10 protein-coding genes and 1 pseudogene are annotated in these 12,448 nt (G+C 71.4%); 6 read left to right on the top strand and 5 right to left on the bottom strand.

The annotated features are described in order from the left end of the window. Positions 1-63 precede the first annotated feature (63 nt). The 5 genes from ACIF80_RS23355 (at position 64) to ACIF80_RS23335 (ending at position 6,164) form a co-directional block, all read left to right on the top strand. Positions 64-2,343: a catalase gene (locus tag ACIF80_RS23355; RefSeq protein ID WP_399807751.1), complete on the top strand. Its 2,280-nt coding sequence runs from the start codon at positions 64-66 to the stop codon at positions 2,341-2,343. A 185-nt stretch (positions 2,344-2,528) separates the two neighbouring features. Then, positions 2,529-4,007 (top strand): aminotransferase class I/II-fold pyridoxal phosphate-dependent enzyme, encoded by a 1,479-nt coding sequence (locus ACIF80_RS23350; protein WP_399807748.1) that lies wholly within the window; start codon positions 2,529-2,531, stop codon positions 4,005-4,007. Positions 4,008-4,227: 220 nt separating this feature from the next. Then, positions 4,228-4,914, top strand: coding sequence for a HemK2/MTQ2 family protein methyltransferase (locus ACIF80_RS23345; RefSeq protein ID WP_399807745.1), 687 nt, complete (start codon positions 4,228-4,230; stop codon positions 4,912-4,914). Further along, positions 4,898-5,176 (top strand): CDGSH iron-sulfur domain-containing protein, encoded by a 279-nt coding sequence (locus ACIF80_RS23340; protein ID WP_399807742.1) that lies wholly within the window; start codon positions 4,898-4,900, stop codon positions 5,174-5,176. Before ACIF80_RS23345 ends, ACIF80_RS23340 begins: the two co-directional genes overlap by 17 nt. After that, a complete protein-coding gene (locus tag ACIF80_RS23335; protein ID WP_399807739.1) occupies positions 5,157-6,164 on the top strand; it encodes an iron-containing redox enzyme family protein in 1,008 nt (335 codons plus the stop codon). Before ACIF80_RS23340 ends, ACIF80_RS23335 begins: the two co-directional genes overlap by 20 nt. Positions 6,165-6,237: 73 nt before the next feature. Here ACIF80_RS23335 and ACIF80_RS23330 read toward each other — a convergent pair whose 3' ends face one another. The 4 genes and pseudogenes from ACIF80_RS23330 to ACIF80_RS23315 all read right to left on the bottom strand — a co-directional run bounded on the left by ACIF80_RS23330 (position 6,238) and on the right by ACIF80_RS23315 (position 10,399). Then, a complete protein-coding gene (locus ACIF80_RS23330; RefSeq protein ID WP_399807737.1) occupies positions 6,238-7,770 on the bottom strand; it encodes an FAD-dependent oxidoreductase in 1,533 nt (510 codons plus the stop codon). 142 nt (positions 7,771-7,912) lie between these two features. Beyond that, positions 7,913-8,581, bottom strand: a complete 669-nt coding sequence (locus ACIF80_RS23325) for a histidine phosphatase family protein (protein ID WP_399807735.1) — start codon at positions 8,579-8,581, stop codon at positions 7,913-7,915. Positions 8,582-8,741: 160 nt separating this feature from the next. Next, positions 8,742-8,918: pseudogene (locus tag ACIF80_RS23320) on the bottom strand (response regulator transcription factor); the annotation flags it as partial. A 347-nt stretch (positions 8,919-9,265) separates the two neighbouring features. Further along, positions 9,266-10,399, bottom strand: coding sequence for a glutathione-independent formaldehyde dehydrogenase (locus tag ACIF80_RS23315; protein ID WP_399807732.1), 1,134 nt, complete (start codon positions 10,397-10,399; stop codon positions 9,266-9,268). 164 nt (positions 10,400-10,563) lie between these two features. Here ACIF80_RS23315 and ACIF80_RS23310 point away from each other — a divergent pair, with 164 nt between their 5' ends. Further along, on the top strand, positions 10,564-10,755 hold the full coding sequence (locus tag ACIF80_RS23310; protein ID WP_364745500.1) for a hypothetical protein: 192 nt from the start codon (positions 10,564-10,566) through the stop codon (positions 10,753-10,755). Positions 10,756-10,777: 22 nt separating this feature from the next. Here the strand turns inward: ACIF80_RS23310 and glpK are convergent, their stop codons facing one another. Continuing rightward, the gene (glpK, locus tag ACIF80_RS23305) at positions 10,778-12,295 is read right to left on the bottom strand and encodes a glycerol kinase GlpK (protein WP_399807729.1); all 1,518 of its coding nucleotides are present in this window, start codon (positions 12,293-12,295) and stop codon (positions 10,778-10,780) included. Positions 12,296-12,448: the final 153 nt, after the last annotated feature.

The following is a 12,448-nucleotide window of genomic DNA, read 5'->3' as shown; positions in this document are numbered from 1 at the left end:
CCCGCTCGGTGCCGATCGCGCTGCGCGGGACGCTGCCCGTCGCGTCGTGAGGATCGGAACCAAGTGAGCGAGAAGAAGACGCCAGTGTCGGCCGCCGCGGAGAAGATCGTGGAGAAGGTGCAGGAGGTCGTCAACGGGCCGCACGAGATCCCCGGCGCCCCGGGACCGGAAGCCGCGCCGTTCGAGGAGCCGACCGAGGCGCGTGAGCCGCTCCCGCCCAAGCGCGACCAGCGCGGACCGGACACGTACAGTCCCACCGGCCAGCCCACCGGAGCCCGGCAGGGCCGGATGGCCCAGGACGGTGCGTACCTCACCACCGCTCAGGGCGCGCGCCTGTACGACACGGACCACTCGTTGAAGGCGGGGCCCCGCGGCCCGGTGCTGCTCCAGGACCACCACCTGCGGGAGAAGATCACCCACTTCGATCACGAGCGCATCCCCGAGCGGGTGGTGCACGCCCGTGGCGCCGCCGCCCACGGGGTCTTCCGGAGCTATGGCATCGCGGCGGGGATCACCAAGGCCGGCTTCCTGGCCGAGGGTGTCGAGACGCCGGTGTTCGTCCGCTTCTCCACGGTGCTGGGCTCGCGCGGCTCGGCCGACACCGTGCGGGACACGCGGGGCTTCGCGACGAAGTTCTACACCGACGAGGGCGTCTTCGACCTGGTCGGCAACAACATCCCGGTGTTCTTCATCCAGGACGCGATCAAGTTCCCCGACGTGATCCACGCGGGCAAGCCGCACCCGGACCGGGAGATCCCGCAGGCGCAGAGCGCCCACGACACGTTCTGGGATTTCGTCACCCTCCACACGGAGGCGACGCACCACACGCTGTGGAACATGTCGGACCGCGGCATCCCGCGCTCGTACCGGACGATGGAGGGCTTCGGGGTCCACACCTTCCGGCTGGTCAACGCCGAGGGCGCCACCACACTGGTGAAGTTCCACTGGAAGCCGAAGCTGGGTGTGCACTCGCTGGTGTGGGAGGAAGCGCAGATCGCCGCGGGCGTGGACCCGGACTTCCACCGCCGTGACCTCGCCGACGCGATCGAGGCGGGTGCCTTCCCCCAGTGGGAGCTGGGCGTGCAGACCTTCCCGGACACCGAGGACCAGATGTTCGAGGGCATCGACCTGCTGGACCCGACGAAGATCGTGCCCGAGGAGCTGGCGCCGGTCCGCCCGATCGGCCTGATGACCCTCAACGCCAACCCGTCGAACTTCTTCGCCGAGACCGAGCAGGTCGCCTTCCACGTCGGTCACCTGGTTCCCGGCATCGACGTCACCAACGACCCGCTGCTGCAGGGGCGTCTGTTCTCCTACCTCGACACCCAGATCAGCCGGCTGGGCGGACCCAATTTCGGGCAGCTGCCGATCAACCGCACGCACGCGCCCGTCAACGACATGCTGCGGGACGGCATGCACCAGACCGCGGTACACCGTGGCGTGGCGCCGTACCGGCCGAATTCCCTCGACGGGGGCTGCCCGTTCCTCGCCGGAGCGGACACCGGGGCCTACATCGAAGTGCCCGCCGAGGTCCCCGCCGCCCGCAAGGTGCGGGACGCGGCGGCCTCCTTCGACGACCACTTCAGCCAGCCCCGGCTGTTCTGGCTCAGCATGTCCCCCACGGAGCGCGAGCACATCGTCGCCGCCTACACCTTCGAGCTGGGCAAGTGCTGGGAGACGTCCATCAAGGAACGGGGGCTGCAGACGCTCGCCAACATCGACCCGGACCTCTGCAGGCAGGTCGCGGCAGGCCTGGGCCTTCCGGCCCCCGAGCCGACCGTCCCCCTGGCCGCGGCCGAGCCGAGCCCCGCGCTGTCCCAGCTCGGTGAGGACTGGCCGGTCGACGGCCGGATCATCGGCATCGTCACCGACGGCGCGGAAGACCTGGACGGCGTACGCGAGATGCGTCGTGCGGTCCTCGACGCCGGTATGGTCCCGCTGGTCGTCGCACCGGCGGGCGGCAGCCTGGACCCCGACGGTGACCCGGTCACCGTGCAGCGCACCTTCACCACCGCCCGGTCCATCGAGTTCGACGCGATCCTGCTGGCCGGCGCGCCGGCTCCGGCCGCCGACGCCCACGGGGCCCGCGACGCCAAGGCCGACGCCGGTGCCGCCGCGACCACCGGCCTGGACCCCCGGCTGCTGCTGATGGTCACCGAGGCGTACCGCCACGGCAAGGCCCTCGGGGCCTGGGGCGGAGGGGCCGGTGTCCTGGAGGCGGCCGGCCTGTCCGCGGACTCCGCGGGCGTGGTGGTCGGTGAGCGGGCGGCCGCGGTGCTGCAGGAGGTGACGGATCTGCTCGCGGGACACCGCGCCTGGGACCGATTCACCCCCGCCGTCTGACGGGTACGTCCGGCCGGGGGACGAACAGATGAGCCCGTTCCGGAACACGGAGGGAGGGGCGGCACGGGTTCCGGGGACTCCCGCGCCGCCTCGCCCGCCCGCGGACACCTCCTGGAGCCTCCGCCCGCCTCCCCGCGCAGCCCGCCCGAAGCGTCGTCGCCCCCTCCACCGGAAAGCCGCACCCCATGGACCACTCGACAGCTCCCGTACTCGACGCCCTGACGGCGTACCAGGCACAGCAGCAGCTGCCGTTCACCCCGCCCGGCCACAAGCAGGGCCGGGGGGCCGACCCCAGGGTCCGGGCCGTCCTGGGTGACACCCTCTTCAACGCGGACGTGCTCGCGGTGTCCGGTCTGGACGACCGGACCATGTCCCACGCAATCGTGGAGCGGGCGGAAGAGCTGATGGCCGACGCCGTGGGCGCCGAGCACACGTTCTTCTCCACCTGCGGCAGTTCGCTGTCGGTGAAGGCCGCCATGCTCTCGGCCGCCGGGCCGCACCAGAAGCTCCTGGTCGGACGCGACGCCCACAAATCGGTGGTCTCGGGCCTGATCCTCGCGGGTATCCAGCCCGTGTGGGTCGACCCCCAGTGGGACCCCGATCTCCACCTCGCCCACCCGCCGGGCCCCGAGGCCTTCCGGGCGGCCTTCGCGGAACATCCGGAGGCACGGGGAGCGCTGGTCACCAGCCCCACGCCGTACGGCACCTGCACCGACATCGGAGCCGTCGCGAGGGTGTGCCACGACCGGGGCGTACCGCTGATCGTGGACGAGGCGTGGGGAGCCCACCTGCCCTTCCATCCCGACCTGCCCACCTGGGCCATGGACGCCGGCGCCGACGTCTGCGTGACGTCGGTCCACAAAATGGGCTCCGGACTCGAACAGGGGTCGCTCTTCCACCTGCAAGGCGATCTGATCACCACGCAGACCCTCGCCGCCCGCGCCGACCTGCTGGACACCACCAGCCCGTCGGTCCTCCTCTACGCGGCCCTCGACGGATGGCGCCGCCAGATGGTCGAGCAAGGCCGTGAGCTCCTGGGCGAGGCCCTTTCGAGGGCCCACCGTGTACGGGCGGCCATCGAGGACATCGAGGGCCTGCACGTCAACGGCCGCGACGACTTCTGCGGCGAGGCACGCGCCTTCGACATGGACCCCCTCCAGGTCTTTATCGACCTGAGCGGGGTCAAGTTCAGCGGCTACGACGCCGCCGACTGGATGCGCCGGAACCACCGCATCAACCTGCACACCTCCGACCACCGGCGCATCAACGCCCAGCTCACCCACGCCGACGACGACACGACGACCGCACGGCTCCTCGACGGCCTGCGCGACCTGGTCGCCCACGCCGACGAACTGCCCCCTGCCCCGGACGTCCGCATCCCGGCCCCGGGCGACCTCCGGCTGCGGCAGGTGACGCTTCCGCGGGACGCCTTCTTCGGTGAGGTCGAGCAGGTGCCCGCGGACCGGGCCGTCGGCAGGGTCTGCGCCGAGATGCTCACGCCCTATCCGCCGGGGATCCCCGCGGCCCTTCCCGGCGAACTGCTCGACCAGGCCGTGGTGGACTACCTGCGGACCGGCGCCGAGGCGGGGATGCTCGTTCCCGATGCCACCGACAGCACCGTCGGCACCATCCGCGTGTCCGTGCACGACGCGGGCGCCGACTGACCGGACACCGGCGCCAGGGCCCCACCCTGCGCACACCTCGCCCCTTGTGCGGCATGGTCACCAGCACCTCAGCATGTGACAGCAGTCCCAGGGCAGAAGATCGGAGACCGCTGCTCGAGTGGCGGCTGACCGTAGGCGCACGGAACCTGAGTGGGATGGGCACGCGCCTGGTGAGACGGACGAAGACCGGTACCTGCTCGTACCCTCATGGAGGCTCCAGATGGCGACTGCTGCCGTACGCACCGCCGACCTCGGGAACCTGTGGACCCTGCCCGGGGTCTACGCCCCCCAGGCCGACACCCACCTGCTGGCGCAGGCGCTTCACGCCGAAGGCGTCACACGGGACACGGACGTCCTCGACGTGTGCACCGGAAGCGGCGCGCTCGCCCTCCTGGCCGCCCGGATGGGAGCCCGGGTGACGGCGACCGACATCTCGTGGCGGGCGGTGATGACGGCCCGGATGAACGCCGCCCGTGCCGGGCACCGCGTCCGGGTCCGGCGCGGCGACCTCACCGGGCCGGTGGCACGGCAGCGCTTCGACGTGGTGGTGAGCAACCCGCCGTACGTGCCCACACCCCACGCGCACCGCCCCCGGCGCCACAGACCAGCGGTCGCCTGGGACGCGGGTCACCGCGGACGGCAGGCCGTCGACCGGATCTGCGCGCACGCCCGGGACGTGCTGCGACCGCACGGCGTCCTGCTCATGGTGCACTCCGGGCTCTGCGACGTGGAGGAAACGCTGAAACAGCTGACCGACAGCGGGCTGCGCTGCTCGGTGACGGACCGCTCCTACGTGCCCTTCGGCCCCGTGATCACCGAGCGACTGCCGTGGCTGCGGGCCCAGGGCCTGATCGGTGCCGGCGAGGACAAAGAGGAACTGGTGGTCATCCGTGCCGAACGAAGCTGACCGGCCCAGGCGGGTGACCGTCGACGGCAACGGGCCGATGCTGATCGAAGGACCGGTGGAGATCGTCCAGGAGGACGGCACGATCGCCACCTCCGACCGGTTCGTCGTCGCCGTCTGCACCTGCCGCCGCAGCCGCATCCTCCCGTGGTGCGACACCAGCCACCGCCGCCGCAGGAAACCCCCCGGCACCGCGCCTCGCGAGGACGGCGAGCAGCCGCACGACCACGACCCGAAGGACACCCATGACGGCGACCACCACTGACCACAGCCCCGCCGCCGCCTCCGTGCCCGCCCCCAGGGGACCGCTCTCGGCCGGCCTGTTCGCCGCCCTCGCCTCACCGGGCCAAGCCCCTCCCGACGCGGGCGGGGCCGCGGTCGCCGACCCGTACGGGGAGGACCTGCACCTGGCCCTCTACGTGCTCTACGAGCTGCACTACCGCGGTTTCGCCGACGTCGCGGAGGACCGTGAGTGGGACCCCGCGCTGATGCCCCTGCGCCGGGCCCTCGAAGAGCGCTTCCTCGGCGCCCTGCGCGCCGATGTGCCCGCCGGCCGCACCACGGACGAGGCGTTCGGCGAGCTGCTGGTGGAGCCCACCGACCACAGTGACAGCGTCGCCCACCACCTCGAGCACCACGGGGAGCTGTGGCAGATCCGGGAGTACGCCGCGCTGCGCTCGCTCTACCACCTCAAGGAGGCGGACCCCCACGCATGGGTCATCCCCCGGTTGCGCGGGCGGGCCAAGGCGGGCATGGTCGCCATCGAGTACGACGAGTTCGGAGCGGGCCGGGCCGAGAACATTCACGCCCAGCTCTTCGCCGAGCTGATGGCGGACCTGGGACTGGACACGCGCTACGGCCACTACCTGGAGGCGGCGCCCGCCCCCGCCCTCGCCGTCGTGAACGTGATGACGCTGTTCGGCCTGCACCGCGCGCTGCGGGGAGCACTCGTCGGCCACTTCGCCTGTGTCGAGGTCACCTCCTCGCCGGGCTCCCGCCGGCTCGCCGCGGCGATGCGGCGCACCGGCGCCGGCCCCGCGGCCGAGCGTTTCTACGCGGAGCACGTGGAAGCGGACGCCGTGCACGAACAGGTCGTACGCCGGGAAGTGATCGGGGGCCTGCTCGCCGACGAGCCGCACCTGGAGCCGGACGTGGCCTTCGGAGCGGATGCCACCGTCCACCTGGAGAACCGGCTGGCGTCCCATCTCCTGAAGGCATGGCGCAACGGGCGGTCGGCGCTGCGTCAGGGATGACGGCCGGGGCTGCGTCGGGGACGGCGGCCGGGGCGCCTCACCGCGCCCCGGCCGTCCGGCCGTCGGCGGGCGCTCACACGGTCCGTGGGGGCAACGGTCGCAGTGCCGGGCCGTGGAGCACCTCGCCGTCGACGCCGAAGCGTGAACCGTGGCAAGGGCACTCCCACGCGGTTTCCGCCTCGTTGAAGGCGACCAGGCACCCGAGATGCGTGCACCGCGCCGACACGGCGTGCACGCTTCCGCCCTCGTCGCGGTAGACGGCGCAGCGCCGCCCCTCGACGCGCACGACCGCACCCGATCCGGGGGCGATCTCGTCGACGGAGTCGACGTGGCTGCTCTTCAGCCGGTCACCCACGAAGTGCCGGGCGACCTCCGCCTGTTGCTTCAGCAGCGTCGCGCCCTCCCGGACGGTGCTCTTCAGCCGGCGCGGATCGTAGAGTCCCGCCCACTCGGGTTCCGTGCCGGTGATCAGCGACGCCAGCAACTGCCCGGCCATGGCGCCGCCGCTCATGCCCCAGCCGCCGAACCCGGTCGCCACGTACACATGGTGCGCGCCGGGACGGAAGGGGCCCACCAGCGGCACGGTGTCGCTGGCCTCGTTGTCCTGGGCGGCCCACCGGTACGCCGTGTCGCCGACCGGGAAGTGCTCGTGCATCCAGGCGTCCAGCCGGAGGAACCGCTCGTGGCTGTCACCCGTGCCGGGTGTGAACTCCTCGCCCGTGACGATCAGCAGACGCCTGTCCTCGTCGAGCGGAGCGGTACGGACCGACCGCTTGCCCATGTCGTCCGTGATGTACATGTGCTCCGGCGCGGCAGAGGCCGGCAGGGGAGCGGCGACGACCAGTTCCCGGGTCGGTGACAGGCGCGCGAAGAGGAGAGCCCGGTCGAAGACCGGGTAGTGCGTGGCGACGACGACGTCCTTCGCCGTGATCGTCGTGCCTCGTTCGGTCGTCACCTTGCACGGACTGCCCTCGGTGAGGCCGGTCACCCGGGTCCGCTCATGGATGACACCGCCTCGTGCGGTGATGTCGTCGGCGAGGGCGAGCAGGTACTTGCGCGGGTGGAACTGCGCCTGGTGCGCGACGCGCACGGCCGCCGCCACCGGGAGGGGGAGGTCGGTCTCCGTGACGAAGGACGCGTCCAGCCCCGCTTCCGCGGCCGCCTCGGCCTCGGCCTCGAACACGGCGCGGTGCTGCGGGTCGGTGGTGAAGGTCAGGGCCGACGCCCGCTCGAAGTCGCAGTCGACGCCCAGTTCGGCCGCCACCGATCCGACCCGTTCCACCGCCGCCTGCTGGGACCGGGCGTACTGGCGCGCGCCCTCCGCGCCACGGGTGCGGCGCAGCCGCTCGTACACGAGGGAGTGAGCGGCGGTCAGCTTCGCCGTCGTGTAGCCGGTCACCCCGGCGGCGACGCGGTCCGCCTCCAGCACGACCACCTTCCGCCCGGCCCGGGTCAGTTCCCAGGCGGTGCTCAGGCCGGCCATGCCCGCCCCGATCACGGCGACGTCCGCCGTGGTGTCGCTCTCCGAAGCGGGCCATCGGGTGCCCGGTGCGGTGGCCATCCAGTACGACTCGGGCATGCCGGGCAGTTCATCTCGCATGGTCATGGACCACGTGTTCCCCTCGCGGCCGGATGGAGACGTGGCGGGCCTTTTCTTCCCCTGAGCGGCCTTTGAGCCGCCGTATGCACCGTCAAGTCACCGAACAGGCTGTTCCGGGCCTGTGCGGGGCACGGACGAACGAGACCGGTCAGGCCTCGAATCCGTCCACGGCTTCCCCCGCGGGCCCGCTCGCACCGGGGGTGCCGGCCGCGGGACCGACGGACCGGCCTGCCCAGGTGTGGACCCGCCAGCCTTCGTCGGGGGCGCCGGAGAGGATGACGACGCCGGTGTTCCGGAGCGCGTGCCGGGCCGCGAAGCCGACGTCGATGTTCTCGGCCCGTGCCGCCGCCCACATGCGGATGGCGGCACCGTGACTGACCATGGCCACGGTGCCCGCCCCGGTGCCCGCGGCCTCCTCGACCACCGTGTCGAAGCGCCGCAGCGCCTCCACGCCGTTCTCCCCGCCCGGCATGCGGAGTCCGGTGTCTCCCGCCGACCAGGCGAAGGCGGTGGTCAGGTACGTCTCGACGGCCTGGTCGTCGCCCCGCATCTCCAGGTCCCCGGCCGACAGTTCCCGGATGCCGTCCCGCACCCGGACCTCCAGCCCCGTCCGGGCCGCCAGAGGTTCGGCGGTGAGCTGGGTGCGGAGCAGCGTGGACGCGTAGAGCGCGCCGATCTCCTCCTCGGCGAGTGCCGTGGGGAGGGCGTCCGCCTGCTCCCGGCCCAGGGGGGTCAGCCCCGGCCCCGGTGCGGCCGTGTCCAGCAGGTGCTTGAGGTTGGACGGGGTCTGACCGTGACGAATGAGCAGCAAGCGCATGTGGACGGGCCTGTCTCCAGGGAAGCGGGTGGCGGGTTTCCACTGTGCCACCTGGAGACCTCGTCCGGGTCGGCGGGGCCGCGTGGGGCTGCCCGTTGCCTGTGCACGCATGCCGTGAGGAGTGAGGTCTTCACGAGTGCGCCCGGCCGGGGAGTCGCGGCTACAGCCGGCCGTGGTGTTCAGCGATGCGGACCGCGTCGACGAGGGTGCGGGCGTGGAGTCTGCCGACGGCGGACGACAGGCGGTTGCGTACCGTGCCGACACTCAGGAAGAGTTCGGCGGCGATGTCGCGGGCGTGGGCGCCGGTCGCCGCCGGCCGGAGCACTTCGGCCTCCCTGTGGAGGGCGCGGTGGCGGACTGTCTGCGCTCGGTGCTGCACGAGGCGGTGGGCAATGTGCTGGAGCACAGCCGGGCCACGTGGTGCGAGAGGGAACTCCGTACCGGTGCCGGCCACATACGGCTGGCCGTGCGCAACGACGGCGTCGCCGCAGACCCGGCGTCCCCCCCGCCCTTCGGCGACCGGCCGATGGGGTACGGGCCCGGCCGGACTCAAGGGCCGGGCCGTCGCGCTGGGCGGAACCCTGTATGCCGGGCCGAAGGGCGGGAGTTCTCGGTGGCGGTGGTGCTGCCGTTGGGCCGACGCCGACCTGCGACCGGGGATGCGTCACTCGAAGGCTTGTGGTGTTACGGGTGCAGCACCACCTTGGTGTAGCCCTCGATCCGCTTGTCGAACTTGTCGTAGGCCGACGACGCCTGGTCCAGGGGGAGTTCGTGGGAGACGACGAAACTGGGCTTCGCCCTGCCCTCGATGATCATGTCCCGCAGGAACCGGTTGTAGCGCTTCACGTTGCACTGTCCCGTCCCCATCCGCAGGCCCTTCTCGAAGAGCTTGCCGATCGCGACGAGGAGCATGCCGTGCTTGGCCTGCTCGTCCGGGCCTCCCGGGTCGGACGGGACATAGAGGCCGGGCACGCCGAGCGCTCCGGTGGCCCGGACCGTGGCGATGAGCGAGTTCAGGACGGTCGCCGGTTCTTCGTGGTCCGCGCCGTGCGCCGTCGCCTGGTAGCCGACGGCGTCGACGCCCTTGTCCGTGCCGATGCCCTCGGTCTGCTCCTTGATCTGCTCGGCCGGGTCGCCCTCGGCGAAGTTGATCGGAACCGCGCCGATCTCCTCGGCCTTCTGCAGCCGCTCGGGGACCCGGTCCACGGAGAACACCTTCTTCGCGCCGCGCAGCAGAGCCGAGTAGGCGGCCATGAGCCCGACCGGCCCCGCGCCGTACACCGCGACGCTCTCGCCGGGGCGCACCTGGGCGAGTTCACAGCCGTGGTAGCCGGTGGGGAAGATGTCGGCGAGCAGGATGAAGTCGGTCTCGTGCTCCTGTCCCGGCGGCAGCTTCAGGCAGTTGAAGTCGGCGTAGGGAACGCGCAGGTACTCGGCCTGGCCACCCTTCCACGGCCCCATGGCGACGTAGCCGTACGCGCCGCCCGGGAAACCGGGGTTGACGGTCAGGCAGTAGCCGGTGAACCCGTCGACGCAGTTGACGCAGAAGCCGCAGGCGACGTTGAAGGGCATGACCACGCGGTCGCCCTCCTTGAGCGAGGTGACGCCCTGGCCGACTTCCTCGATGATTCCCATGTTCTCGTGGCCGAAGACGATGCCGGGCTCGGCGGCGGTGCGGCCCTCGTACATGTGCAGGTCGGAGCCGCATATCGCGGTGGAGCTGACCCGTACGATCACATCGTTCGGATGCTGGATGCTGGGCTTGTCGACCTCTTCGACCGCGACGGTGAACGGTTCTTTGTACACGACGGCCTTCATGGATGCGACCTCCTGCTCGATGGCACACGTGTCCGGTCGCCACGCCCCGGCCCGCTCTCCGCGTGACTCATCTCTCATGATTCTCCGGTCTGCCGGATCGGGCAAACCGGTAATCTCGGGGCGTATAAGTTTTCGGCGCCGCACCGGGAAGGGAGTGACGGACCATGGCAGCGCAGAGGCTGGGAACCCTGCTTGTCCCCGTGCCGGGATTGTCAGGCATCACGTACCCGCCAGGAACAACCGTCACGGTCCGTGGTCGCGGCGCGACCGTCGACGCCTTCGTCAACGGCGACTGGCTTCCTCTGTCGTGGTGGGAATTCTCCGACGGCCTCCGCGAGGACATCGCCGACCGCTGACAGCCGCGTCGGCCGCCGGTCCTCAGGTGACCTCGACCCAGTCCAGGGTGCGTTCCACGGCCCGCTTCCAGTCCTGGTAGCCGCTCTGGCGCTGCTCCTCGCTCCACACCGGGCTCCAGCGCTTCGATTCCTGCCAGTGCGAGCGCAGTTCGTCGGTGTCGCGCCAGAAGCCGGTGGCGAGGCCGGCGGCGTAGGCGGCGCCCAGCGCGGTGGTCTCGGCGACCACCGGACGGCTGACCGGCACACCCAGCACGTCGGCCTGGATCTGCATGCACAGGTCGTTCGCGGTCACGCCGCCGTCGACCTTGAGCACGTCCAGGTGGACGCCCGAGTCCTGTTCCATGGCGTCGACCACGTCGCGGCTCTGGTAGCAGATGGCTTCCAGTGTGGCCCGTGCGATGTGACCACCGGTGTTGAAGCGGGCCAGACCGACCATGGCGCCTCGGGCGTCGGAGCGCCAGTACGGGGCGAACAGGCCGGAGAAGGCCGGCACGAAGTACATTCCGCCGTTGTCGTCCACCGAGCGCGCCAGTTCTTCGCTCTCCGGGGCGCTCTTGATGATCTTCAGCTGGTCGCGCAGCCACTGCACGGCCGCGCCGGTGACGGCGATGGATCCCTCCAGCGCGTAGACCGCGGGGCTGCCGTCGAACTGGTACGCCACCGTCGTCAGCAGCCCGTGCCGCGAACGCACCAGCTCCGTGCCGGTGTTGAGCACCAGGAAGTTGCCGGTGCCGTAGGTGTTCTTGGCCTCGCCGGGGGAGAAGCAGACCTGGCCGACGGTCGCCGCCTGCTGGTCGCCGAGCACACCGGTGATCGGCACGGCGGCACCCAGCGGCCGGGAGGTCCGGGCCTGGCCGTACGCCTCGGGATGGGACGAGGGATGGATGGACGGCAGCATCGCGCGCGGGATGCCGAAGATGCCCAGCAGTTCCTCGTCCCAGTCCAGGGTCTCCAGGTTCATCAGCATGGTGCGGCTGGCGTTGGTCACGTCGGTGGCGTGCACACCGCCGTTGGGCCCGCCGGTGAGGTTCCACAGCACCCAGGCGTCCGTGTTGCCGAACAGGGCGTGGCCCGCCTCGGCGGCCTCGCGCAGTCCGTCCACGTTCTCCAGCAGCCACTTGATCTTGCCGCCGGAGAAGTAGGTGGCCGGCGGCAGGCCGGCCTTGTGCCGGATGACCTCGCCGTGACCGTCGCGTTCGAGGGCGGCGGCGATGCTGTCGGTGCGCGTGTCCTGCCAGACGATGGCGTTGTAGTACGGGCGGCCGTTGCGCGGGTCCCAGACCACGGTCGTCTCGCGCTGGTTGGTGATGCCGATGGCCTTCAGATCGGTGGCCGACAGGTTTCCGGCACGGAGGGCGTTCTGGATCACCGTGTTGGTGCGTTCCCAGATCTCCACCGGGTCGTGCTCGACCCACCCCGACCGCGGCAGGATCTGGCGGTGCTCGAGTTGGTGCCTCGCCACCTCGTTTCCCGCGTGGTCGAAGATCATGAAACGTGAACTGGTGGTGCCCTGGTCCACCGCGCCGACGAATTCGGGCATCGTGGCCACCTCTTCTCGTGGTCGTGCGGGAGGGTGCGCTCCGGAGCAGGGAGCGCGTCGCTGCTCCGGCCTGCCCCGGCCCGCCCCGGTAGGGTCCAGTCTGCCCCGGCCTGATCCGGTCTGCCCCAGCTCGATCCGATCTGCCCCGGCCTG

The organism is Streptomyces sp. NPDC085927 (assembly GCF_044540975.1).
GTDB lineage: Bacteria > Actinomycetota > Actinomycetes > Streptomycetales > Streptomycetaceae > Streptomyces > Streptomyces hirsutus.
This window is presented reverse-complemented; position numbering and strand designations above follow the sequence as displayed.